A 25,252-nucleotide genomic window follows, 5' to 3' on the forward strand; every position below is an offset into this window, starting at 1 on the left:
GGTCGTCACGGTTAAGTTTTTTGCAGTTTTAATTGGCTGTAGGGCTGGGGCCAAATTTATTCTGGTGATTACTTAATATCCAACAACATTTAATGGAGAAAACAGATAACCCTCCGTTATAAGTAATCGAAACGGGTCTTTCGGTTGGTTTTCACTCGTTAAATTCTACGTGGAACGGAATGTCATTAAAGGGGCGGGCCAGTCATCGACTCGTCCCGCCTCTTATTCGTATTAATTTTCAGCTTGTGTCGCAGCAGCGCGAGCGGTTTGCAACCATGCATCAAATTGCTGGCGATGGGCGGCTACCCACTCCTTGGCGTGACGACGGATATCAGCCGGTTTTTTCTCGCCCTGTTGCATTTTCAAATTCTGGGCACTTTCGTCGGCCGTGGTAATTTGCATGATCGAAAGGAACTTCAAGGCCGCCGGATTTTTCTCGGCGAAGTCTTTGTTCAATACGGCCTGGACTTTGTCTACTGCAAAGCCGAGATTCTTGCCCTTGTACATCGTGTCGACATCATTGTTGCCATCAGGCAAGTCGGTTTTCGGTACTTCCAGCCATACCACGTCCTTGTCTTCGACCAAGACAGTGGCGATCCACTGGGGGACCCAGGTGAAGTAGAGAATCGGCTGCCCTTCCTTATAACGAGTGATGGTGTCCGCCATCAGTGCGAAATAAGAACCCTGGTTGACGGTGACCGTTTTTTCGAGGCCGTAGGCCTTCATGTGGTGCGCGATGACCAGCTCGCAGCCCCAGCCAGGATTGCATCCCGTCAGGTCTGCTTTCCCGTCGCCGTTGGTGTCGAACAGTTTGGCGATTTCCGGTTTTTTCAGGTCGGTGATGTATTTGATGCCATGGGCGTCAGCGGTCTTTTTGTCGATCAAATAACCTTGGAGTACGCCGGGCATGATGTCGCCCGCCTTGACCATGGTCTTATCGCCCCCGGCCTGCTGGTAGAACTTATCGTGCAATTTGTCCCACAAGTGCACCGTAAAGTCCGCATCACCACTCCCCAGGGCCATCATCATGACGCCGTACTCGGTCTCCTTGGGGTCCTCCACTTTGTAACCCAGCTCTCGAAGACCTTCCATGGCCACTTCGCCACGGAATCGTTCTTCAGCAATAGAGGGGAAGATGGGGGTGACCTTTACCCCGTCTCCCGGTTGGTTCGCCGAGGCGTTGGCGCACAGGGACATGGCTGCTATGGCAAGGGCTGTAGCGCAATTGAGAATGCTGCGGGAAAGCTTTAATTCAGACATTGTCGCGTACCTTTTTTGGGTTTTTATCTTCAAGAGCGGCAGATTCGAATAGGAAGGTTTAAGCGGTCTTGCTTCGCCCCGCAGGCTGTTTCGCGCCGAACAGGCGCAGCAGAAGACCTACGGGACCGGTGTGATACCAGCGCAGGCTCGGGTCGGCTCCGGTGCGCGCGCCCATGGCTTGGGTCAAACGGTCAAGGAAGATGGCGAGCAGCACCAAGCCTGTCCCGCCGACTGTGGCCAAGCCCATATCCAGGCGGCCAATGCCGCGCAGGACCATTTGGCCAAGGCCGCCCACCGAGATCATCGAAGCGATCACCACCATCGACAGCGACAGCATCAGGGTCTGATTGAGTCCAGCCATAATGGTTGGCGTGGCGAGTGGTAACTGAACGCGGGTCAGCATCTGCCGCGGTGTGCAGCCAAAAGCCCGGGCCGCTTCTATTTTGTCCTCCGGTACCTGGCGGATGCCCAGGTTCGTCAGGCGCACCAGAGGGGGAAGGGCGAAGACAATGGTCACAAGGATGCCCGGCACGTTGCCTATGCCGAACAGCATGACGACAGGCACGAGATAAACGAACGCCGGCAATGTCTGCATGGCATCGAGTACGGGCCGCAGGACCTTTTCCAAATTGTCACTGCGGGCGCAGAGAATACCCAGGGGTATACCCAGCAGGGCGCAAAAGAACACCGACGTCAGTACGAGCGCCAGGGTGGTCATCGATTCGGACCAGACACCGATAAGGCCCAGCAGCGTGAGCGTCACAAAGCACAGCAACGCCATGCGTTTACCGGCTAGCTGCCATCCCAGCAATGAAGACAGGAGGATCCCGATGCTGGGTGGAATGCTTTGCAGAGTGTATTCGACGCCGTTCAGTACCTGGTCAATCGGCCAGCGGATGGCGCGGAACACATCGCGAAAGTTGTGCACCAGAAAATTGAGGCTGCTTTCCACCCAGTCACCCAATGGGATGGTGGCGACTTGAAACGGGTCGAGAAAACTGAAATCGGACATCAGGGCTTACCTCTTCATCATCACCGCAGCGGCGTTATGAAGGCCGCAGGTACTTCAGGTCAGGGACGCGCCAGCGTAGAGGGGCGCGCCTGTATTAATGGCGGCTCAGCGTTTGCAGTAACTCGCTCTTTGACAGGGTCCCGGTGAGTGCGCCCGAACGGTCGAGTACAGGGACCGGGTAGGGCAGGTTGGCTGCGATTTCCAGTACTTCGTGCAGGGGGGTATCGGTAAATACGGGATGCTGTTGGTGCTGGGTGTAATGCGTGCTGCTACCCGCGCCGCTGGTATCGATATCCACCACCCCGAGCAGTTGCCCGCCTTCATCGATCAAGTAACCAAACGGTAGGCCGGCCTTGAACTGTGGCGCTTGGCCGTTCAGCTTGCGAACCCATTCAGGATCGAGCCTGGCCACGTCGCCTGCCTTGAGAATCCGCGAGCTGTCGAAGCCTTTGAAGAAGGTGCGTACATAGTCGTTGGCCGGTTGACTGATCAGCTCTTGAGGCGTGCCGATCTGTACCACCTGGCCGCCCTCCATGATCGCGATGCGGTGACCGATACGAACAGCTTCCTCAATATCGTGGGAAATGAAGATGATGGTTCGCTTCTGCTCGGCCTGCAGGCGAATGAGCTCTCCCTGCATCTCGCTGCGGATAAGCGGATCCAGGGCGGAAAAGGCTTCGTCCATCAGGAGGATGGTCGGGTCGTTGGCAAGCGCACGGGCCAGGCCCACCCGTTGCTGCATGCCGCCGGAAAGTTGATGCGGATAACTGTGCTCCTGACCGGCCAGACCGACTTGGGCGAGGGCTTCCCTGGCGCGGCTATGTCGTTCCTTTTCACTGATGCCGGAAATCTCCAGGCCAAAGGCGGTGTTTTCCAGAACGCTCATGTGCGGCATCAAGGCAAAGGATTGGAACACCATGCCCATCTCTTTGCGGCGGACATCAAGAAGGGCTTTATCAGCCAGCCCGGTAATTTCGCGACCGTTCAGATAAATACTGCCTGACGTGGGCTCGATAAGGCGGTTGAACAATCGCACCATCGTCGACTTCCCAGAACCCGAGAGCCCCATGATCACAAAGATTTCGCCACGCTTGACCGCGAAGCTGGCGTCGAAAACACCAATGACCTGGCCTGTTTTCTCAAAGACTTCTTTTTGCTTGCCCCGGCGGCGAGCATTCTCATCGCCGTTTCAGGCTCTGCGCCAAATATTTTAAAAACGTTCTTAACAGAAATGATTTCGTCTGGACTAGTCATCGCGTCCCTCCTTTGCGTGTAACGCTACAAGCGCGCGAAATCGAATCGAGCTCGAGCGTTGGTAATTTAGGCGGGCAGTAATAAAAGATAGATTTGCGCATGACGTGTACCTGTTTTTTATTGTTTGCCCTTGGGCTCGGGCTTTTTTTCAATCTATAAGTATCCCGATCTTAAATCCAACAACATTTACAGGGCTTTATGGATAACCTAACGTTATCGAGGCCCGCCGAAACGACCGTCTTGGCGCAATCACGACGCTTTTGTATGGCCTGGGCTAGGCTATTGGGTTACGCTCCGCCGCTTTCGCGGATGATAGGAGTATGAGGGCTTACCATGCTCAGCAGACACGTTGACCCCGATACATTACTGCTTAGAATGCCTTCCCTTCGGGCTGTCCGAGCATTCGTCGCCGCCGCTAAATATGAAAGCTTCACTCGGGCGGCGGAGGCACTGTGTGTATCGCAAGCAGCGATCAGTCGGCAGATTCGAGAGCTTGAGGAGTCGTTGGGCGCTCAGTTGTTTATGCGTGCCGGGCGCACGGTAGAACTAACCGCCGAAGGAAAAATCTTTTTTGAAGCTGCGCAACTATCGTTCGTTAATATTGCCCAGGCGGCCGAAAGGATTCGTACCGCTCCGACGCAGAAACATATCCTGACCGTTTGTTGTTCGCCCGCCTTCTCTGCATTATGGCTGTCCGAACATCTTCCAGAGTTTCGGGCGACTAACCCGGATATTGAGTTCAACCTGATCACCACTCAAAACTTTGTGAATATGGAGCCTGGCATAGAACCGGACATCATCATCTCAAAGATTAGCAAGGTGGGGGATGGGTATAAGAGTTATCAGTTGTGCCACGATATTATCTACCCGGTGTGCTCGCCAACGTTTTTGGATATGCATCCCGAATTGACCTCGCTTGAAGGGGTGCGCGATTCTTCGCTACTCAATCTAAGTCCCTATGGACGGTCGGGCGTGGCTGAGCATGTGGACTGGGGGGTGTGGCTGGCGTTTCTGAACGTTGATATCGATGAGCGTCCTGCCGACTGTCCGCCCATTTTTCATGCCAATGATTACAACCTGATCATGAACATGGTCTTGACCCATCAAGGCGTCGCACTGGGCTGGAACCAGCTTGTCGGTGCCATGGTCGAGAGAGGGCAGCTCGTTCGCCCCGTCGAACATCAGGTGACGCTTCGAAACAGTCTTCATTATGTGGCCTGTAATGAAAGGACTGAATACGAAGATGCCTGTCGGAGAGTGCGGGACTGGATTCTTTCAAAGTTTTCCAGGTGGAGCGTATGAGTATTTAAGTCTTCTCGGTCGGTGGTGATGGTAAGCAAAATATTGTCTGGATTCAGTCGGTCATAACGCTAAGTTATCAGTTGAGCGACGAAAATGTAGTTTTGTCGACTGGATAGGCTGTCGTACCCTTTGTGTTAAACATGGCTAAAACATGCGTATTCAGCGGTTGCGTTGGACGGTTTTCCGCGCAGGATTCGTTGGCCATGACACCGTTTTCTGGGCGTACTTGCCATTAACCGTCAGGTTGATGTGTAGAGGATAATAATGAATACCAAGGCATCCGTGATCGACCTGATTCAAAAGCGTAAGGCGCGCCACGCGCTTCCCCGTGAACTGTATATTGAACCTGAAGTTTTTCGTCAGGATCTTGAGCAGATCTGGCACAAGGACTGGATTTTTGCCGGGCATACTTTTGAGCTTGAAAAGCCCGGGCAATACTTGACCTTGCAGATTGGTGATTATCCAGTCTTAATCATCAGGGATAAAAGTGGCCAAGTCCGGGCTTTTCACAATGCTTGTCGTCATCGTGGCTCTAAAGTTTGCGAGCACGCCCAAGGTAAAGTCGCTAAATTAGTTTGTCCTTATCATAAGTGGACGTTCGAACTGGACGGCAGTCTTTTGTTTGCCGGTAATATGGGGGCCGATTTCGACAGGTCTCAATACAACCTGAAACCTGTTCATTGTGAAATTGTTCATGCTTACATTTATGTCTGTGTCGCTGATGAGGCGCCTGAGTTCGAAAGTTTCAGGAATTCTGTAAGTCCTTTCATCGCCCCCCATTTCCTGGATAACTGCAAGGTGGCTTTCGAGTCCAACCTCGTGGAAAAAGGTAACTGGAAGCTCGTGTTTGAAAACAACCGCGAGTGTTTTCACTGTGACGGTACCCATCCGGAGTTGATGAACTCTTTTGTCGAGAACCTTTCGGTGGCAGGGGTCGGGGGCGAAGATGATCCGGAACTGACCGCCCACTGGAATCGCTGCGAAATCGCCGGTATGCCCAGCAAGCTTGTCATGGACCCGAATGGCCGTTTCCGTATGACACGCATTCCACTTTCCGCGGGTGCCGTGAGTTACACGATGGATGGTAAACCGGCTGTTGCAGGACGCCTGGATAAAAGCGGCGAGCCGGATATTGGCGCCTTGCTCTACTTTAATTACCCGTCCACCTGGAACCACTTTCTCGGTGACCACGCATTGAGCTTCCGGGTACTCCCGATCGGCCCCGGCGAAACGCTTGTGACCACCAAATGGCTGGTGCCCAATACCGCTGTTGAAGGCGTTGACTACGAGATTGACCGGTTGACGAAGGTTTGGCTTGCCACCAACGACCAAGACCGTCGTCTGGTGGAAGGGACGCAGGCCGGTGTGACCTCACCGACTTACGAGCCGGGACCTTTTTCGGACATCGCGGAAAATGGTGTATGCCAGTTTGACGATTGGTACTGCGAAACCCTGCTGACGCGCCTCCAGGCCCGGATTCCACTTAAATCGGTGGATTGATTTCCCTGTAACGATGGCCGGCGCTTTCTGCGTTGGCCATCGCGACTGCGTACAAACAGCCTGGGAAGGGCTGTTGGTGCGTCCGATCAAGAAGAATAAGAGGGGCTCGATCCAATGTCCGCATTCGCTTTTTCCGGCCTCAACCTGGCCGTTACCACACCGTTCGATGCCCAAGGCAAGATCGACTATCCACGCTTTGAGACCTTGCTCGAGCGCTATCTCGCTGCCGGCGTGCACGGCTTTGTCCTGAGTTCCGGGACGGGCATGCACGTCTACCTGGGCCGGGAAGAGTCCAGGCAACTGGTTGCCTTTGGCGCCAAGGTCATCAATGGGCGTGCTCGCGTCATCGTGCAAACGTCTGCCTTGTTGGCGGAGGAGGTGGTGCAGCGCACCCGCCATGCTGGTGAATGTGGCGCCGATGGCGTCATGGTGCTGCCACCGTTTTTCGAAGGCCCCACCGACGACCAGGGCATCGTCGATTTCTACTCGACGGTGTCTGAGGCGGGGTTGCCGATCATAGGCTACAACGTGCCTCAGGCAGTGGGCGTAGAAGTGACCCCGTCGCTGTTTCGCCAGTTGAGCGAGATTCCAAACTTCGTGTCGGTCAAGGACAGCAGTGGTGATCTTGCCGGCCAAGCCTCGCTGATCCGCACGGGCCTGCCGACGATGAATGGCGCCGACGCGCTGGTGCCCTACGCGCTCTTCGCCGGTGCCGCGGGCTTGATCTGGGGCGGGGCGAACATGGCCCCACGCGCTTGTGTTGCCGTGGTGGAGGCCGCCATGAAACAGGACTGGGTACGTGCCCGGGAGATTTGGCGGTCGATCGAGCCGGTAATGTCGTTGATCTGGCAGGGTGACTATGTGCAGTCGGTCTATGCCGGCGCCGAGATCAGCGGCTATGGCGCAGGGAATCCACGTCGGCCCTTGGCGCGTTTGTCCGCTGACAAAATCGAGGTGCTCAAGGCTACCCTTGTGCCGTTGATCACGCTCGAGTCTGACCTCGCCTGACGATGGGCCCCAGACTTACGATGACGCGAATGGCGCGCCGGGTGTGAATGATGCTGTCGTCACGCAGCAGCAAGTCCCCTCCAAATGGAATGACCCATGAGCAATCAACTGGACACCGGCGCACCCGCCTACGAGGTTCCCAGGCCCCAGTTCGGCATTCTCCTGTGCCTGCTCTCCATGCTGGTGTTTGCCAGCCAGGACGGCATCACCAAGGTGCTGGTCAAAGACCTTCCGGTCGCACAGTTGGTGATGGTGCGCTATTGGGTATTCCTGGCTTTCGCTGTCGGTTATAGCGTCTACCAGGGCAGCCTGCGGACCGCGTGCCGAAGCCGTCATCCTTACCTGCAGGTCATCCGTGCATTGGTCGGGGTGGGTGAAATCGTGCTGTTTGGATGGGGGCTGCGCTATCTGGGGCTGGCGGAAATGCATGCCCTGTATGCGGTGTTCCCATTGATGACACTGGCGCTGGCCGGGATATTCCTGGGTGAGTTCATTGGCGTGCGTCGATGGGTTGCCGCCGCCGTAGGCTTCGCAGGGACGCTGGTTATCCTTCGGCCTGGCACCGGTGTCTTCGAACTTGTCGCCCTGATTCCGCTGGCGTCTGCCTTGGGGTTCGCGGTCTTCAGCGTGCTGACGCGTCGGATCAGCCAGCATGATTCGTTCGCCACGAACATGCTTTACATGGGCCTCTTCGGCGCGATCAGCGTCACGTTGTCGGGCCTTCCCGGATGGGTGGCGCCGAGCCCGATGCAATGGGGCCTGATTGCGGTGCTGTCCACGACAGGCGTGGTGGCCCAGCTGTTATTTCTCCAGGCACTGAAGTATGCAACGGCCGCCACGCTCCAGCCGTTCAACTACACGCTGCTGGTGTTTGCCACGCTGATTGGCCTGTTGGTCTTCGGCGAGCTACCAGACACATGGACGGTGGTGGGGGCGTGTCTGGTGATTGCCGGTGGCATGTATGCGATCAAGGCGAAAGGGTAGTGGTCTGGCAGCATCCGACGGCGAGCCGTCCTTGGCTCGAAAGAGTGTTTACTGGTGCCTGTCCAGCGTCCTCAAGGATTGCGGCAAGCCCCACATCAGCAAAGCCCCCGCCAGGATGCACGTGCCACCGATGACATACAGCGCCGGCGTGGTGCTGCCGGACATGTCCTTGATATAGCCGACCATCACCGGGCTGACGATGCCGCCGAACTGACCCAGGGTATTGATTAGCGCGATCCCTCCTGCAGCGCCGGCTCCTGCGCCTGCCAACAGCTTGGGCGGCAGTGCCCAGAAGGCCGGGATCGAGGCAATGATGCCGCTACCCAGCAGTGCCAACGAAATGGTCAGCAGCAGGGTGTGGTTGGCAAAGATGCCGGCGCTGAAGAATCCGATGGCGCCGACGATCACCAGGCCACAGACGAATTTGCGTCGCTCGCCGGTGGCATCGGACCAGCGCCCGATCACGATCATGCTGATGGCGCCGCAGACGTAAGGGACCGCGGTGAGCAGGCCGATGATGGTCGGGCTTTCGGTGCCGGCGCTGCGAATGAGTTGCGGTGCCCAGAAATTGAGCCCGTACGAGGCGACCTGGATGAGGAAGTAGATCAGGCCCAGCATCAGGAAGCCCGGTAATTTCAGCGCGGTCATCAACGAGCCGCCATGCTTGTGGGATTCCTGGCTTGCGATACGACTGGCCAGGTAGGTCTTCTCGGCATCGGTCAGCCATTTGGCGTCCGTGACCCGGTCCTTGAGGGTGAACAGCACGATCAGTCCCAGGCCCACGCAGGGAATGCCACCCAGCAGGAACAGCCAATGCCAGCCGCGCATTTGCAGGACGCCGTCCATATGGCCCAGGACGAGGCCGGAAACCGGCGCGCCGATCAGCCCGGCGAAGGCTGACGCCAGGAACAGCGTGGAGGTGATGCGTCCCCGGTAGTTCTGTGGAAACCACAGGGTCAGGTAGTACAACACGCCCGGGGCGAAGCCCGCTTCCATGGCTCCGATGATGAAGCGCAGGACGTAGAACTGCCATTCGGCAGTCACGAACACCATCAGCGCCGTGGCGATCCCCCAGGACATCATGATGCGGGCGATCCAGCGACGTGCACCGACCTTGTACAGCATCATGTTGCTGGGCACCTCGAACAGGACGTAGCCGACCACGAACAGCCCGGCACCGAGTCCATAGGCGGTGTCACTCAGGCTCAGGTCGGCTTGCAGCTGGAACTTGGCAAAGCTGATGTTGATGCGGTCGAAGAACGCAAACAGGTAACAGACCATGATCAAGGGCATCAGGCGCCATGCCACTTTGGCGATCAGGGCTTTTTCATCATTGGCCGCGGCTGCGGCGCCGCCACCTTGAGAGGTTATCGATACGGAAGACATGAGTTTTCTCCAGGCGAGTTTCCCTAAGGGAACTCTTTTGTTTTTGTTGTCTGGCTGGCGACCAGGGTCGCCTCGTTACGTCTCAGCCGATACCGGGAGGTAGCGGATGAAGGTCACAATTTCGCCCGGCCTTCGCCACTTGCCCCGGCATTTCGTGTCCCAGAAGCGAGGGGAGGGTGCGGGACAGGTCCAGCAAGTGAGGCAGGTCGATTCCGGTGTCGATGCCGATTTCTTCGCAGAGATTCACCAGGTCTTCCGTGCAGATGTTGCCTGAGGCACCCGGTGCGAAAGGGCAGCCGCCCAGCCCGCCGAGCGAGGCATCGAAACGCCGGGCGCCGGCCTCGTAGGCTGCCAGCACATTGCTCAGCCCCAGCCCGCGGGTGTTATGGAAATGCAGGGTCAACGCAGCGGCAGGAAGCTGTTCAAGCACCCGGCGCACCAGCCGGTAGACCTGGCGTGGGTTGGCCATGCCCGTCGTATCGGCCAGGGTCACCCCGTGCATGCCGAGTGCCTGGTAGGTGTCGACCAGGCGCATCACCACGTCTTCATCGACCGGCCCTTCGAACGGGCAGCCAAAGGCAGTCGCCACCGAGCCGTTGAGGCTGACGCCGCGGTTGCCCACCAGCGAAACCACGTCGGCAAAGGCAGCCAAGGACTGCTCGCGAGTCATGCGCATGTTGGCTTGGTTGTGGCTCTGGCTGGCCGACACCACCAGGTTCAGTTCGTCTGCCTCGGCATCGAGGGCCCGTTGTGCGCCCTTGAGGTTCGGGATCAGCGCGACATAAATGACCCCGGGGCGCCGCGTGATGCCTTGGAACACTTGTTCTCCATCACGCAATGCGGGAATGGCCTTGGGCGACACAAAGGATCCCGCCTCGATCCGAGTGAAGCCGGCCAGCGAAAGCTGGTCGATGAGGTTGATCTTGTCGGCCGTTTCAACCCAGGCCGGTTCGATCTGCAGGCCATCACGGAGAGCGACCTCTTGGACAATAAGGCGTTGCGAGTAGTCGGTGATCATTGCACGACCCCTTCATTCTTCAGGCGTTGGATGGCGCTTTCGCTCAGGCCCAGCTCACCCAGCACCGCTTGGGTGTGCTGCCCCAGGCTCGGCCCTTGCCAGTTGACGGTGCCGGGGGTGGCCGATAGCTTGGGGACGATGCCGGGCATTTTTACCGCGGCTCCGCCCGGTAGCTGGGCATCCAAGATCATGCCTCGTGCCTGGTAGTGTGGGTCGGCGACGATGTCGGCCACGGAGTAAATTCGACCCGCTGGCACTTCGGCTTTTTCCAACGCTTGGAGTACCTCCTCGATCGGCAAGCTGGCGCTCCATTCGCGGATGGCTCGATCGAGCACGTCGCATTCGGCGACCCGGCCGTCGTTGTGGGCAAACGCCGGTTTTTCTCCCAGGTCGGGTCGGCCGATTGCAATCATCAAGCGCTTGAAAATGGGGTCGCTGTTGCCGGCGATGACGACGTAGCCACCGTCCGCCGTCGGGTAGGTATTGGACGGCGCAATGCCCGGCAGGGCGCCGCCACTGCGTTCGCGGACGTGGCCGAGCCTGTCGTATTCCGGCACGAGGCTTTCCATCACATTGAACACGCTTTCGACGAGGGAAACGTCGACGATCTGGCCGTCGCCCTGGCCGGTCTTGACCCGCAGCAGCGACATCAGCGCGCCCATGACCGCATGCATTGAAGCCAGCGAATCCCCGAGGCTGACGCCCATGCGCGCGGGAGGGGACTGCGGGTCACCGGTGGTGTAGCGAATCCCGCCCATGGCCTCGCCAATCGCACCGAACCCCGGACGGTCGCGGTAGGGGCCGGACTGGCCATAACCGGAAATTCGTACCAGGGTCAGCTTGGGGTTGAGTGCATGCAGCACGTCCCAACCTAGCCCCAGTTTTTCCAAGGCGCCGGGGCGAAGATTCTCGATCAGCACATCGGCGCTTTCGGCCAGTTGCTTGACGATCGCGATGCCTTCGGCGGATTTGAGATTGAGTGCCAGGGATTTTTTGTTGCGCGACTGCAGGTACCACCAGAGCGACGTGCCTTCGTGCAGTTTTCGCCACTTGCGAAGAGGATCGCCTTGTCCAAGGCTCTCGATCTTGATCACCTCGGCGCCGAATTCGGCCATCAACCGTGCGGCAAAAGGGGCGGCGATGAGCGTTCCGATCTCGATGACGCGGATTCCGCTAAGAGCAGTCATGGTGCAGCCTCATGTTTCTTGGAATTTGTGCCAAGACTAGAGGCTGTTCCGTGGGCGATTCCAACCTTGTGTTGGAAAGGGGCGTTCGCGTTTCGCGAACGAGTCGTCGGGTTATTCGCTGAGTTGAAGGTGATCGAACAACAACCGGCTCACAGGGGACAGGGCGTCGCGCTCGCGTACCACCAGCAACAGGGTTCGATGGGACCAGTCATCGGTGAGCGGAACGACAGTCAGCCCAAGGCCCCGTCCGAATAGTTCATAGGCCTTGTACGGCAAGACACCGATGCCCATGTTCGCTTGTACCATCCGGCAGACCGCGTCGAAACCCGGGACATGGATGCGCACGCGCAGGGATTCGCCGAGGGTATTGGCGGCGGCATGGACGCGACTGTTGATCGAACTCGCTGCGTGCAGCCCGATATGGTCGTACTGCAAGGTGTCTGCAAAAGCCACCTGGTCCCGGTCGGCCAATGGATGATCGGGACGCATGACCACGGCCAGGCGGTCATGGCGATAGGGGACGCTGAAAAGGTCCTTGGTATCGCTGTCCATCGAACAGATCCCCAGGTCGGCCACGCCGTCGATGATCCCTTCGATGACGCCTGTGCTCGGACGCTCTTCCAGGTCGACTTTTACCCGCAGATGAGTGGACACGAAGCTGTGCAGGTCCTCAGGCAGGAACTGGATGATCGCCGAGAGATTGGCCAGCATGCGCACATAGCCTCTGAGCCCTTGCAAATGCTCGCCGACTTCGATGCCGACTTTCTCCACCTCTGCCAGCATGCGCCGCGCGTGATGCAGCAGGGTTTCGCCGGCGGCGGTCAGGGACATGCCCTTGGCCGTACGGGAGAACAACGCAACACCCAGGACTTCTTCAAGCTCCATCAGGCGTTTGCTGGCCGCCGACACCGCGATAGCTTCCCTCGATGCGGCGCGGGTCAAGGTGCCCTCTTCGTGGACGGCAACGAACAGCTGAAGGGTGATGAGGTCCAGGCGTCTGATCAGTTGTTTATGGAGCATGGAGCCTGTCCGGTTGGTTGAGCTTGCCTCCCACATTGATAATCTTCAGCGGACGCAAAATGCACATGTAACACAAACCATTTGTGGGAGCGAGCTTGCTCGCGAAGAGGCCAGCACAGTCAACCTATCTGTCGACTGTGAGGCTGCCATCGCGAGCAAGCTCGCTCCCACCTGTGTACTTGCGCTGGCCTCGGTTTAGAACTTGAAGCGACCCACCAGTCCCTTGAGCTGTCCGGAAATATCCGTCAGACGCCCCGAGCCGGTCTGCGCCGAGTGGGCGAATTCCTCGACCAACTGGGCATCGGCATGGATCTGCGCGATGTGCCGGTTGATGTCTTCGGCCACCTGGTGCTGCTCCTCTGCCGCTGTGGCGATCTGCGTATTCTGGTCGCGAATCGAGTCCACCGAGTTGCGGATCTTGTCGAAGCTGTCGCGGGCCTGTTGGATGCGTTCCACGCTGGTTTGTGACACCTGCAGGCTGCTTTGCATCTGTTGGGTCACTTCCTGGGTGCGCCGTGCGAGGTTGCCCAGCAGGCTGTCGATCTCACCGGTGGAGTCGGCGGTACGCCGTGCCAGCGCCCGGACTTCGTCGGCCACCACGGCGAACCCGCGACCTTGATCGCCGGCCCGTGCGGCTTCGATGGCGGCGTTCAGGGCCAACAGGTTGGTCTGTTCGGCGATCGAGCGGATGGTGTCGAGGATGGTGTTGATGTTCTTGCTGTCCTGTTCCAGCGCCTGCATGGTCTGGGTCGACTTTTGCAGGTCGTCGCTCAGTTTCATCACGCTGCCGGTGGCTTCGCCGATGTGATGCTGGCCATCGTGTACATCGCGATAGCCTTCGTCCGCACTGGAGGCCGCCTGGCTGCAAGAGCGGGCCACTTCGTTGGCGGTGGCGACCATTTCGTTGAACGCGGTGCTCACCAGTTCCACGGCCTGGCGCTGGCGCCCGGCAGCGTCGTTCATGTTCTGGGCCACGTGGCTGGTATCGGCTGCGGCGGTTTGCAGGTCGGAAGAGGCGCTGCCGATACGCTGCATCAGTTGCGCGATCATGCCCAGGAACTGGTTGAACCAGCCCGCCAGGGTGGCCGTTTCGTCCTTGCCTTGCACCGAGAGCTTGCGGGTGAGGTCACCTTCACCTTCGGCGATTTCCTGCAGGCCGTTGGCAACACCGCGAATCGGCCGCACGATCACGCTGGCGAAACTGGCGCCTACCAAAGCGAACACCACAGCCAGTACGGCAGCAATGGCGGCGATCAGCCAAGTCAGGCTCGAAGCCTCGGCCATCACTTCATCGCGCTTGATCAGGCCGATGAAGCGCCAGCCCAACCCTTTGGAGCTGACCACGTTGGCCATGTAGGGCACGCCGTCGATCTCGATCTGGGTCACGCCATCGCTGCTTTTGGCCAGCTCGGCATAGTTGGGGCCCAAGTCGGCCAACGGCTTGAAGTTATGCTTGGCATCGGCAGCATCCACCAGGACGTTGCCGTTGGCTTCGACCAGCATCAGGTAGCCGCTTTCACCCAGCTTGATGTTCTTGACCAGTTCGGTGAGCTGTTTGAGCGACACGTCCAGGCAAACAACACCCACCAATTTACCGCTGGAGTCAGCGACAGTTTGTACGGTGCCGATCAGCGACACATCGTCCGGCGCCCAGTAATAGGCGTCTGTGCGCACAGTTGTGCCCGGTGCGGCCATGGCGGCCTTGTACCATGGACGCACGCGCGGATCGTACTTGGCCATTTTGGGATCGTCCGGCCAGCTCGCGTAGCCGCCGTCATCCATGCCCACGGAAAGATAGGCGGTAGTCGGATGGCTCTTGGCGAATCTTTCGAAGATCTCCAGAAGCTGTTGATTGATCTCAGGGAAGGGGGCTTGTGCGGCGTCGGCGCTGGAATAATTTTTCAAGCCTTTGGCAGCGATGACCCGCGGATCCCTGGCGAAGAGTTCGACGTTCTGGCTGATGCCATCGAAGAACTGCTTCATGCCGTTGTCGATCTGGCGGATTTCACGGCCACTGCTGTCTAGAAAGTTGGCTTTTGCGGCGTCGCGCAGGTTCAGCACGACCAGCACCGCCACCAGGATAACCGGAAGGCAGGCGATGGCCGCGAACGCCCATGTCAGCTTCTGTTTGATATTCATGACTTCTCCCGCGGGATATTTTAAGTGTTTGGATGGCGGAAACAGCAGTGGTTGGCGTTGCGAGTCACTTAAGGGAAAAGCACCCATGCCTACTGCCAGTGTATCGACCAAAGTCGTAGGCACTTGAGGCTTGCCATTTTGGCGCGGGATGATCGGTAGACGGCGCAGGCGCGATTGCAGCCGGCTTCACTAGTCTGGAAGATAACGTGGTTTGCCCTGCGCCTTCGCCCTGGGGTTCAAGGCACCCTCGTGCAGCAATCCTCATCGTCTTTAATGTATTAACGAGGCCCTATGCCAAGCGCATTCGAGAGCGTACTCAAAAACAAGAACATGGCTTATCGACCGCTCGGCGCGGCGCCCGCCAGCCAGGCGCCGATCCGCGTCGCGTTTGTATTGATGGACAACTTCTCGATGATGTCCTTCACCGGTGCGGTGGATGCGCTGGTGACCGCCAACCTGATGAGCGACATGCCCCTCTATGAAGTGCTGACGGTGGGGGTTTCAGGTGGGCAAGTCACGAGCGACCTGGGCATTGTCATCTCGACGGACGTCGAACTGGCGCAGATGCCGGAAAACCAGGACGTGCTGATCGTCGCCGGGGGCTTTCGCGTGAAGTTGCAAGGCCATCCCTTGCTGCGCCGCAAGCTGCGCGCCCATGCGGCGTCCGGGGCGATCCTCGGCGGGTTGTGGAACGGTGCCTTCTTCGTGGCCGATGCCAATCTGCTGGATGGTTTCGAATGCGCTGTCCATCCGGAAAGCCGCGCCATGATGGCGGAGGTGTTTCCCCACGTGAAGGTGTCCAGCCGGGCCTATGTGGTTGATCGGGAGCGAGTCAGTTGCGCGGGCGCCAACAGTTCGCTGCGCATGATGCTCCAATTGATTCGCCAGACGGGCGGGACGGCGCTTGTGGGCGCCATCGAGGAAATTCTTCGCTGTGATGAGTCCGGCGATGATGCGACGGACTTGCCGCCGGTTTTCGTCGAAACCGACCCGACCCTGCCGGAAAGCCTCAAGCTGGCTCTGGAACTGATGTGGCAAAACGTAGAAGAGCCGTTGACCATCGACGAGTTGGCGGCGTGCGTCAAGATTTCCAAGCGGCAGTTGGAGCGGCGGTTCTGCAGTTTTCTTGGTGCGACCCCCACACGCTATTACCTGGAACTGCGCTTGACGCGTGCCCGTCAGCTCATCCAGCAGACCAATCGATCCGTGACCGAAATCGCCGTGGCGACAGGCTTCGTCAGCTCCCCGCACTTCCAGCGTCGTTTCCGGGATTTCTTTGGTGCCCCGCCTGGTAGCTATCGCTCGAAATCGGAGCGCAAACAGGCGTTGCGATAAAGCGGTTGCCCGTTCAGGGATGTTTTTCTGTCACGAAAGGGAAATCGAGCATCAACGCAAACAGAATCGCCCCGGCGGAGATCAGGAAAAGCAACGCGTGGTGTCCGCCACTGGCATTGAACAGGGCCGAGTAGGCAAACCCGGCCACCGCCTGGAAGGTGGCGAACGAAACAGTGGCCCGGCTCCAAGCCAGTTGTTGGCGATGGTGATTGGGGACCAGTTCATGCACCCGGGCCAGGGCCAAGGGCACGATGCCCGGTGGAAACGAACCGATGATCACGGCCAGCAGCGCCAGTGCTATGAAAGTGTGTGAAATCGCCAGTAAGCCGAGGGCAATCGCTTGCACGGCCAGGACCAGTCGAATGCTCTTGCGCGCGCCGAGGTGATCGGCGAGAAAACCATGGCCCACCGGCCCGATAATCGCCCCGAGGCCATACATCACCCAGACCATTGCCCCGACATGCGCTCCGGCACCGAGGCCGCGCGCCACGTAGTCGACCAAAAAGACCATCGCGGGCACGAGCCCGGCGGCCATGAACGCATACTGGGCGAACAGCTGGAAAACCGCAGGAGGCATGGGTTCGTCGGGCGCAGCGCTGGTTGTCACCTGCGCGGTGTCCCGGGGCCAGCCAAACCAGCTCAACCCGGTCAATGCCAGTGACAGGGCACCAAGCCCCAGCCAGGTGGCCGGCAGGCCCAGGCTCAACAGCGGCGGTACAATCGTTCCCGAACCGGCGATGCCAAGGCCGATGCCAAGGAAAATCGCGCCACTGGCCAAGCCTTTGCGTGCCGCCGGTACATGGGGCAAGACGGTCGCCGCCACCAGCACCATGATCGCGCCGCCGGCGATCCCCGACAGTAGCCGCCAGGCGAAATACCAAGTCACCGACACCGGGAAGGCACAGGCGAAAAATGCGCCGGTCACGACGAGCATCATCAGCCGCAATGCGTTCCTGTTGCTCAGTCGGTGGGCCATGGGACGGCCGAGCAGGGCGCCTATCAGGTAACCGACCAGGTTCGCCGCCCCGAGGTAGACCACGTCGTTGGCAGAAAACCAACGGGCCTCGATCAGTGCCGGGATCAGTGGCGTATAGGCGAAACGCGCCAGGCCGATGCTGACGAGGCTGGCGCAGAGGCCGGCGAAGATGGGCAGCCAGATGCTCGTGGGAGGTGATTCGAGCGCAGCGGATGAGGGGGTCATGACAGCGATCCTGTGGAAGGGTTTATTGCGTCCAGCATATCGACTATCGTTGCTGCGTTTGTGCAGCGATTTAGCTTCATTGTGATGCATATTTGCAGCTGAGGAGGGCGAATGAATTGGGATGATGCGCGGGTGTTTCTGGCCGTCTGCCGAGCGTCGACCTTGCGCGGTGCCGCGCGGGTATTGGGGGTGGATCAAGCGACGGTGGGACGGCGCGTCACGGCGTTGGAGAAATCCCTGGATGCTGCGCTGTTTCTGCGAACCTCCGACGGCTACGCACTGACGGCCGTCGGCGAGGCAGCGCTCAAGGCGGTGGAGAAGATGGAGCATTCGGCGCTGGAGCTGGAGCGCCGGATACAGGGCCTGGATGATCGCCTGATCGGCAATGTCCGGGTCGCCACCACCGACTCATTGGCCGTCGACTTCTTGATTCCGGCCATTGCCAGCCTGCATGGGCGCCATCCTGATGTGCGCGTGCAACTGGATGCCTCCACACAGATCCTCAGTCTGGTCAAGCGCGAAGCGGACATCGCCGTGCGCAACACCCGGCCCGACAATCCCGACCTGATCGCTCGGCGAATCGCCCGTTGGCCGGTAGGATTGTTTGCGTCCCAGGCCTATGTCGATGCCCGTGGGGTACCGTCGCCCGGCAGCGAGTTCGACGGGCATGACTTGGTGGTTTATCAGCCGTACTGGCAGGGCAGCAAGGATTTCACCTTGGTTTCCGAGCCGATCAATCGCGGACGGGTCGTGGCCAGCCTGAGTTCGAGCCTGTTGGTGCGTCGATCGATTGCCGCGGGCATCGGCGTGGGGGAAATCCCGCTGTACATGGGGGCGCGTGACGGGTTGCTGAGGATATGGCCGGAGCGCACGCGCCCGTTGCCTTACGAGGTCTGGCTGGTCACCCACGCGGACCTGCGCCATACCGCACGGGTGCGGGCGGTGATCGATGAGATTGTCGAGGTGTTTGCGCTGGAGAATGAATGAAGCGCCGGGGCGGCCACCCATTCAATCTGGAGGCTTCATTGTGAAAGACCCCATTGTGGGAGCGAGCTTGCTCGCGATGGCGTCAAATCAGCCCATACTCAGGTAGCTGACACTCCGCCATCGCGAGCAAGCTCGCTCCCACAGGGGCTACAGGTTGCTTCATCGCTAGGGTTTAAAGGGTGTTTCATGGCATCTGTGGCAGTTCCTGCGGGCGCAGATCGAACACCAGCACTTCGGCATCCTGGCCGTTACTGAAGGTCAGGACCTGCTCCTCGCGCACCCGCACGCCATCACCTTCCTGTAACGGGATGCCGTTGAGCTCGACAGCACCTCGTGCCACATGCACGTAGGCATAGCGATCCGGCGCCAGGGTCAGGGTGGTGTTTTGCTGGCCATCGAACAACCCGGCGTAGACCCGTGCATCCTGGCGCACCTGGAGCGAGCCGTCGGCCCCGTCGGGGGAGATGATCAATTGCAGGCGACCGCGTTTCTGCTCGCTGCTGAAATGCTCCTGTTGGTAGCGAGGCGTGGCACCGCTGACATTGGGCACGATCCAGATCTGCAGGAAGTGCACCAGCTCGTCCGCGCTATGGTTGAACTCGCTGTGGGCCACGCCGCTGCCGGCGCTCATCAACTGCACGTCACCTGGGCGAATGACCGAACCTGTGCCCAGGGTATCCTTGTGTTCCAGCGCCCCTTCGAGCACATAGGAAAAGATCTCCATGTCCCGGTGAGGATGCTGGCCGAAACCCTTGGCGGCGGCGACCCGGTCATCGTTGATGACCAGCAGGTCGGAGAAGCCCTGTTCGTTGAGGTCACGGTAGCTGGCGAACGAGAAGGTGTGGAACGAGGTCAGCCAGCCGTGGCGGGCAATGCCGCGATCCGAAGCTTTGCGAAGGGTCAGCATGATCAATTCTCCTGATGTCTGTGGGCGACGGCTGGGCCGTTCGCCGGGTTCAGGAAGAAGGTTAATGGTTATCCATATATTCAATAAGCAGGTAGAAAACGAAAGACTGTCCGCTTTGGGTGGACAATAGATAACCCTACCGGCAGATGCTTGGCTTCGACATAATGCTGAGGCTTTGAGGCTATAAAACCTGTGGGAGCGAGCCTGCTCGCGATAGCGTCGGTCCAGCTTGCACTTGTGTTGACTGATTGTCCGCTATCGCGAGCAGGCTCGCTCCCACATGGGACATCTACAAGTTCTGGATTTTTTGGCGTATCCCGATGAAAACCGTTGCAATGGTGCTGTTCCCGGATTTTTTGCTGCTCGACATGGCCGGGCCTATGGAGGTGTTTTCCATCGCCAATCGCTACCTCGCAGGGGACCTGCGTTATCAATTGCTGACCCTGGGAACCGAGCGCGGGGCATTGCGGGCGTCCAACGGCGTGATGGTGCAGGCCGATATCCATATCGACCAGGCATGGGCGGCTTATGACGTGTTGCTGGTGCCGGGCGGGCCGGGGGCCTATAACGACCGGCATCCGGGGCTGCACATCTGGTTGCGGGCCGCGGCACAACGGGCTACGCGCTACGGCTCCATCTGCACCGGGGCCTTTGTGCTCGGTGAGGCGGGTTTGCTCGACGGTTATCGCGTCACCACCCACTGGCATTACACCGACCGCCTGATACAACGTTTCCCAAAGGCGCTGGTGGAAACCGACAAGATCTTCCTGCAGGACCGGCGCCTGATCACCTCCGGCGGCGTCACCGCCGGGATCGACCTGGCCCTGTCCATCGTCGCTCAGGATCACGGTCGCAAGGTTGCGTTGGACGTGGCCAAGGTGTTGCTGGTGGTGATGAAACGCCAGGGTGGACAGGCGCAGTTCAGCCCCTCGGTGGCGGCGGTGTCGACGCAGGAATCGGCCATTACCCGCGTGCAGAATCATGTGATGGAACATCTGGATGAACCCTTCACCATCGAGCGCATGGCCGCGTTGGCCGCCATGAGCGCGCGGCATTTCGCCCGGGTCTTCGCCCGTGAGGTGAAGATGACACCCATGGAGTTCCTGCAGGGCGCGCGCATCGACCGGGCGCGTCAATTGCTGGAAACCACCGATCTGCCGCTCAAGACCGTGGCGTTTCGCAGTGGCTTCGGCAGCGTGCGGCACATGCGCTTTTTGTTCGGTGAAAAGCTCGGACTGACCCCGGTGCAGTATCGCCAGCAATTCAGTTGAGCCATTGGTGTCCGTCCAGGGCACCGTGATGTCCGTGGCGCTCCCTGTGCCAGCATTGTCCTGAGGCCTGCGCCTGCCAAGATAACGGCGAACCCTTTGGAAAGGATGCGCAGGAGCCAGGGCAGACGTGTTCGGTGATCCGCACGCTGACGCCCGCACCGGTTATCCGGCGCTGGATCGCCCATGAACAGTTACGTCAAACCCGATAGCGAGCCGGCGGTGGGCTTCGGTCCGTTCGCCTTCTACCGGCAGCAGCGGCTGGTGACCCGTGACGGCCAGCCCGTTGCGCTGGGCGGCCGTGCCTTGGACGTCCTGCAGGTGCTGGTGGAGCACGCCGGCCACTACGTCAGCAAGCAAACACTCATCGCTCACGTCTGGCCAGACAGCGTCGTGGAGGCCATCAACCTGCGGGTGCACATCGCGGCGCTGCGGCGGGCCTTCGGTGACGGGCGGGGCGGCGCTCGCTATATCCTCAATCATCCTCGACAAGGCTATTGCCTTGCGCTGCCCCTGGTGGCGCAAGAGCGCGTTGAGTCGCCTTTCAGCCCCCAAACCGAGCGGCACAATCTGCCCGCACGCTTGAGCCCGGTGGTGGGTCGCGACAAAGTCCTGGGACGAATGCTGGCGCAAGTGCCCCGTCAAGCCGTGACCACCGTGACCGGCCCCGGCGGGGTCGGCAAGACCACCGTGGTGTTGCGGGTGGCGGAGCTGCTGCTCGAACACTTTGAGGACGGTGCCTGGTTCGTTGACCTGGCGGCCGTCGGCGATCCTTCGCAAGTGGTGGCGCAAGTGGCCGGTGTGCTGGGCGTGGAGCAGGGTGCTTTGGCCCGTTGCCTCGAACCCTGTCGGATGTTGCTGGTGCTCGACGGTTGCGAGCACCTGCTCGACGCTTGTCGGGAGCTGGTCCAGGCAGTGGCTGCGGCGCCTGGGGTGTCGCTGCTGCTCAGCAGTCGCGAACCCTTGGACTTGCCGGATGAAAGGATTGTGTCGCTGCCGGGCCTGGCCGTGGCGTCGCCCCTGGAACTGGAGCACCAGATCGAGGCATGTCCGGCGGTGCAGTTGCTGATCGAGCGGGTTGGCGCCCGGCAGGAGGGTTTCAAACCGGGTGGCCGCGACTGGCCGACGCTTGCACAGATCTGCCAGCGCCTGGACGGATTGCCGTTGGCGTTGGAACTGGCGGCGGCCCAGGTTGATGCCTTGGGAGTGGCTGGCGTCCTGGAACAACTGGATCACGGTTTATCACTCTTGAGCCATGGGCGGCGTACGGCGGTGGCCCGGCACCGCAGCCTGGAGGCGGTGTTGGACTCGAGTTTCGAGCGTTTGAGCGCTGACGAACAAACCGCATTCCAGCGCCTGGCGGTGTTCGAGGGGCCGTTTACGCTCAAGGCGGCGCTGGCCGTGATCAGTTGCGCTGAACTGAGTGTCGGGACATTACCCTCGCTGCTGTCGCGGCTGGTGAGCGTGTCACTGCTGATGGTCGAACCGCTTGCCGAAGGGGGACGCTTCCATCTGCTCCACACCACTCGCGCCTATGCCATGGACAAACTGCGGCGCAGTGGTCAGTGGCCTGTGTTTCATCGGCGTTACGTGCTGCAAGGTGCCTGGGGAGTCCGGCGTTCAAGGCCCCAACCGTCAAGTCAGCGCCTGGAGCAGCACGCTGGCGTCCAATAGGTCGGGGGTCTCGAAACCTTCGGTGAAGCGTCGATAGACGGGGCCGAGCAGTGCCTGCGCGGCATGCGCCTGCCCTTGGCGCTGCCACAAACGGGCCAGGGACGTGGCGCTGCGCAGTTCCCAGGCCAGGGCCTGGTGACGACGTGCCACGGCCAGAGCGGCCAGCAGTTGCGCCTCGGCGGCTTCTTCCTGGGACGGTTCATTGCGTGCCAGCAAGGTCTCGGCACCGGCCCGCAGGATCTCTGCCGAACACCAGCCCGCGGCACCGCTGCGGGCCCGTTCGATTTGCGCCGGGCTGACGAAGTCGCTGCGCAGGGTGACGGCGATGTCCTGGATCAAGCCGTTTGTCGGGCGTGTTGCCAGGGGCTGATCGTCGAATGCGCGGTCGTAATGGCAAGCCCAGTCATGGAACAGCATCACCGAATGTTTCTTGGCCTGCTGCTTCAACAGGTCGAGCCTTTCCCGGGCAGTCGAATGATCGCCGGTGTAGTGGGCGATCACGCAACCGGCCAGCGCCAAGGTGTAGCAGATCGAAATGCCGTGGTTGATCTGCACGGCGATCTGCAGCGCCAGGTTGGCTGTGCGCCGGGCTTTCTCGGCAAAACCTTGCAGCCAGAGGATGCGGGCCAGAACCGTCAACGCGGCCACGCTCTGATCGTATTGCACGCCGAAGCCGTGGCTGAAGCGGCTGAGGTGACCGCTCTGGGCCAGGCGCTGGATCACCTGTTCGGCTTCGCGCCGCGCCGCGCGCTGGTCGCCGGTGAAATGCAACGCCAGCACCCGCAGGCGTTGGGTGCTCAAGGACAGGGTCGGGTCGCCCTGCAAGCCCAACCGGTCGAAATCCCGGCTGTGTGCCAAGGCCTGTTGGTAGTCACCGCAACTGAGGTCGACGGTCATTTGCCCGGACACGGCCCGCAGCTCGCTGGCCAGGTCCTGGCATTGCCGGGCCAGTTGCCGGGCCGTGGCGAAGGCTCGAACAGTGGCCGGCGTGCCGCCCTCGGTGTGGTAGTTGAAACTGGCATGGGCCAGCTCCAGGGCCAGGGTCAAGCGCGGGCATGGCGCGGGGCTGGCCCGCAACAATTGCAGTGCTTTGTTGACGTAGAGGCCGTGTTCCTTGAGCAGCGACAGTTCCTGCCAGAGGGGCAGGGTACGGGCGGTCAGGCGGATCGCTACGGCGTGTGAACCCTGCGGGCCCAAGCCTCGGTCGAGCGCCGCGCGGATGTCGTCGCGATAGTCGGCATAGCGGGCGATCCACAGTCGGGTGGGGGTGTTTTCCCAATCGTTTTCCGCTTGTCCCATGAGCGCCAGGCAGCGTTCGGCGTGGCGCTCCTGGCTGACCGCCAGCTCCCCGGCTTCGGCCAGTTGTTCCAAGGCATAGCGGCGGGTGGTGTCCAGCAGGCGATAGCGCACCTCTTCATCGCCGATCTCTACATTGAGCAACGATTTGGCGACCAACTGGCTGACCGACACCAGCACCTGTTCGGGCGCGACATGCTTGCCGACGATCACCGCGGCGGCCGAGGCCAGGTTGAAACTGCCCATGAACACCGCCAGCCGCCGCAGGCAGGTCTGTTCGCAGGCCGTGAGCAACGCGAAGCTCCAGTCCAGCGTGGCGCGCAGTGTTTGCTGGCGCGGTGCGGCGTCGGAGTCGTTGTGAAGCAGGGCGACGCTGTCTTGCAGTTGCCGGTGAAGCTCCTCCAGGGTGAAACGGCCGATTTGCGCGGCAGCCAGCTCGATGGCCAGGGGAATGCCGTCCAGCCGTTGGCAGATGTCGATCACCAACGGCACCTCGCGGTCGCTCAGTTCGAAGTCCTCACGGCTGGCCATCGCCCGTTCGGCAAACAGTTGCAGCGCCGGGTATTCCAGGGCGGGGTAGCCCTCGATGGGCATTTCCCGGGGCGGGAACGCCAGGGCGTCCAGGCGCTGCACGTGTTCGCCTTCGGCGCGCAGGCCTTCGCGGCTGGTGGCCAGGATGTGCAGGTGGGGTGCGCCGCGCAGCAGGGTTTCGCTGAGCAGGGCGATGGCGTCGATCAGGTGCTCGCAGTTGTCGATCACCAGCAGCAGATGCCGCTCCTTGAGCTGCCGGGCGATGGCGTCCAGCGGATCACCGTCCTGCAGTGGCAGGTCGAGCAAGGCGCACAGGTTGGGGGCGATCATGGCCGCGTCGTTGAGCGATGCCAGGTCCAGCAGATGCGTGCCGTCACGGTACTGGCCGATCAGCCGTTCAGCGACCCGCAGGGCAACGGTGGTCTTGCCGATGCCGCCGGTACCGACCAGGGTAATGAAGCGTTTTCTCGGTAGCTGGGCCACCAGGTTTTCCACCAGGGCCTGGCGCCCGATCATGCGCGTGCGTTGCAGAGGCAGGTTGCGCGTCAAGGACGGATGAGGGATGTGCGCCCATTGGTCGAACGGCTCGAATGACAGCGGCGCGACAAAACTGTAGCCGCGCTGCGCCACGGTGACGATGTAGCGCTGCCCGGCCTGGCCATCCCCGAGGGCCTTGCGCAGTGCCGCGACGTGCACGCGCAGGTTGGTGTCTTCCACCACGCTCCTGGGCCAGACCCGGGCGATCAGTTGCTGCTTGCTCACCACCTCGCCGGCGTGCTCGAGCAACACCAGCAGAATCTCCACGGCCCGCCGTCCCAGGCGCAACGGTTGCCCACCCTCGAGCACGAGGCGTTGGCGAGGATGGACTCGGTAAGGGCCGAAATGCACCGTCTGTTCGACGGGCAGGCTGAGGTATTGGCTCATGTTGCTCTCAATGTTCTGGTCCCGGTGCCTGGGCTTTACCCGAGCATATTCCTCAGGTT

At 60.3% G+C, this 25,252-nt stretch carries 18 protein-coding genes and 2 pseudogenes; 8 read left to right on the forward strand and 12 right to left on the reverse strand.

Annotation, left to right across the window (positions count from 1 at the left end; genetic code table 11):
* Positions 1-231: 231 nt before the first annotated feature.
* The 3 genes and pseudogenes from proX to proV form a co-directional block, all read right to left on the reverse strand.
* Positions 232-1,260 (reverse strand): glycine betaine/L-proline ABC transporter substrate-binding protein ProX, encoded by a 1,029-nt coding sequence (gene proX / locus AB4O22_RS07185; protein ID WP_223471569.1) that lies wholly within the window; start codon positions 1,258-1,260, stop codon positions 232-234.
* A gap of 58 nt (positions 1,261-1,318) precedes the next feature.
* Positions 1,319-2,272, reverse strand: coding sequence for a glycine betaine/L-proline ABC transporter permease ProW (gene proW / locus AB4O22_RS07190; RefSeq protein WP_223471570.1), 954 nt, complete (start codon positions 2,270-2,272; stop codon positions 1,319-1,321).
* Between the two features lie 94 nt (positions 2,273-2,366).
* A pseudogene (gene proV, locus AB4O22_RS07195) lies at positions 2,367-3,526 on the reverse strand (glycine betaine/L-proline ABC transporter ATP-binding protein ProV).
* Positions 3,527-3,859: 333 nt separating this feature from the next.
* Here proV and AB4O22_RS07200 point away from each other — a divergent pair.
* The 4 genes from AB4O22_RS07200 to AB4O22_RS07215 all read left to right on the forward strand — a co-directional run bounded on the left by AB4O22_RS07200 (position 3,860) and on the right by AB4O22_RS07215 (position 8,320).
* Positions 3,860-4,828, forward strand: a complete 969-nt coding sequence (locus AB4O22_RS07200) for a LysR family transcriptional regulator (RefSeq protein WP_223471572.1) — start codon at positions 3,860-3,862, stop codon at positions 4,826-4,828.
* A 264-nt stretch (positions 4,829-5,092) separates the two neighbouring features.
* The gene (locus AB4O22_RS07205) at positions 5,093-6,328 is read left to right on the forward strand and encodes an aromatic ring-hydroxylating oxygenase subunit alpha (protein ID WP_460096051.1); all 1,236 of its coding nucleotides are present in this window, start codon (positions 5,093-5,095) and stop codon (positions 6,326-6,328) included.
* Positions 6,329-6,442: 114 nt separating this feature from the next.
* Positions 6,443-7,336, forward strand: coding sequence for a dihydrodipicolinate synthase family protein (locus tag AB4O22_RS07210; RefSeq protein WP_223471574.1), 894 nt, complete (start codon positions 6,443-6,445; stop codon positions 7,334-7,336).
* 96 nt (positions 7,337-7,432) lie between these two features.
* The gene (locus AB4O22_RS07215) at positions 7,433-8,320 is read left to right on the forward strand and encodes a DMT family transporter (protein ID WP_460096052.1); all 888 of its coding nucleotides are present in this window, start codon (positions 7,433-7,435) and stop codon (positions 8,318-8,320) included.
* Positions 8,321-8,368: 48 nt separating this feature from the next.
* Here the strand turns inward: AB4O22_RS07215 and AB4O22_RS07220 are convergent, their stop codons facing one another.
* The 6 genes and pseudogenes from AB4O22_RS07220 to AB4O22_RS07245 all read right to left on the reverse strand — a co-directional run.
* Entirely contained in the window at positions 8,369-9,706 is a 1,338-nt protein-coding gene (locus AB4O22_RS07220) for an MFS transporter (protein ID WP_460096053.1), read from the reverse strand.
* Between the two features lie 82 nt (positions 9,707-9,788).
* Positions 9,789-10,724, reverse strand: coding sequence for a hydroxymethylglutaryl-CoA lyase (locus AB4O22_RS07225; RefSeq protein ID WP_223471577.1), 936 nt, complete (start codon positions 10,722-10,724; stop codon positions 9,789-9,791).
* Positions 10,721-11,911, reverse strand: coding sequence for a CaiB/BaiF CoA transferase family protein (locus AB4O22_RS07230; RefSeq protein WP_223471578.1), 1,191 nt, complete (start codon positions 11,909-11,911; stop codon positions 10,721-10,723). The genes AB4O22_RS07225 and AB4O22_RS07230 overlap by 4 nt, the downstream gene beginning before the upstream one ends.
* Positions 11,912-12,022: 111 nt before the next feature.
* Positions 12,023-12,931 (reverse strand): LysR family transcriptional regulator, encoded by a 909-nt coding sequence (locus AB4O22_RS07235; protein ID WP_223471579.1) that lies wholly within the window; start codon positions 12,929-12,931, stop codon positions 12,023-12,025.
* A gap of 195 nt (positions 12,932-13,126) precedes the next feature.
* Complete coding sequence (locus tag AB4O22_RS07240; RefSeq protein ID WP_371103548.1) at positions 13,127-13,981, reverse strand: methyl-accepting chemotaxis protein; 855 nt, start codon at positions 13,979-13,981, stop codon at positions 13,127-13,129.
* A gap of 6 nt (positions 13,982-13,987) precedes the next feature.
* A pseudogene (locus AB4O22_RS07245) lies at positions 13,988-15,157 on the reverse strand (HAMP domain-containing protein); the annotation flags it as partial.
* A gap of 204 nt (positions 15,158-15,361) precedes the next feature.
* Here AB4O22_RS07245 and AB4O22_RS07250 point away from each other — a divergent pair.
* On the forward strand, positions 15,362-16,405 hold the full coding sequence (locus AB4O22_RS07250) for a GlxA family transcriptional regulator (protein WP_223471580.1): 1,044 nt from the start codon (positions 15,362-15,364) through the stop codon (positions 16,403-16,405).
* 13 nt (positions 16,406-16,418) lie between these two features.
* Here the strand turns inward: AB4O22_RS07250 and AB4O22_RS07255 are convergent, their stop codons facing one another.
* Complete coding sequence (locus tag AB4O22_RS07255; protein ID WP_223471581.1) at positions 16,419-17,606, reverse strand: YbfB/YjiJ family MFS transporter; 1,188 nt, start codon at positions 17,604-17,606, stop codon at positions 16,419-16,421.
* A 111-nt stretch (positions 17,607-17,717) separates the two neighbouring features.
* Here AB4O22_RS07255 and AB4O22_RS07260 point away from each other — a divergent pair, with 111 nt between their 5' ends.
* Positions 17,718-18,593 carry a LysR family transcriptional regulator gene (locus tag AB4O22_RS07260; RefSeq protein WP_223471582.1) on the forward strand — a complete coding sequence of 292 codons (876 nt, stop codon included), beginning with the start codon at positions 17,718-17,720 and terminating at the stop codon, positions 18,591-18,593.
* A 184-nt stretch (positions 18,594-18,777) separates the two neighbouring features.
* Here AB4O22_RS07260 and AB4O22_RS07265 read toward each other — a convergent pair whose 3' ends face one another.
* Positions 18,778-19,500 (reverse strand): pirin family protein, encoded by a 723-nt coding sequence (locus AB4O22_RS07265; protein WP_460096054.1) that lies wholly within the window; start codon positions 19,498-19,500, stop codon positions 18,778-18,780.
* A gap of 320 nt (positions 19,501-19,820) precedes the next feature.
* Between AB4O22_RS07265 and AB4O22_RS07270 the strand changes: the two genes are divergently transcribed.
* Together AB4O22_RS07270 and AB4O22_RS07275 are read left to right on the forward strand one after the other, a co-directional pair.
* Positions 19,821-20,771 carry a GlxA family transcriptional regulator gene (locus tag AB4O22_RS07270; RefSeq protein WP_223471584.1) on the forward strand — a complete coding sequence of 317 codons (951 nt, stop codon included), beginning with the start codon at positions 19,821-19,823 and terminating at the stop codon, positions 20,769-20,771.
* A gap of 183 nt (positions 20,772-20,954) precedes the next feature.
* Positions 20,955-22,442 (forward strand): ATP-binding protein, encoded by a 1,488-nt coding sequence (locus AB4O22_RS07275; protein ID WP_460096055.1) that lies wholly within the window; start codon positions 20,955-20,957, stop codon positions 22,440-22,442.
* Here the strand turns inward: AB4O22_RS07275 and AB4O22_RS07280 are convergent.
* On the reverse strand, positions 22,404-25,193 hold the full coding sequence (locus AB4O22_RS07280) for an ATP-binding protein (RefSeq protein WP_460096056.1): 2,790 nt from the start codon (positions 25,191-25,193) through the stop codon (positions 22,404-22,406). The two genes, AB4O22_RS07275 and AB4O22_RS07280, sit on opposite strands and share 39 nt — an antisense overlap.
* Positions 25,194-25,252: the final 59 nt, after the last annotated feature.

This window comes from Pseudomonas sp. S3_B11 (assembly GCF_054667715.1).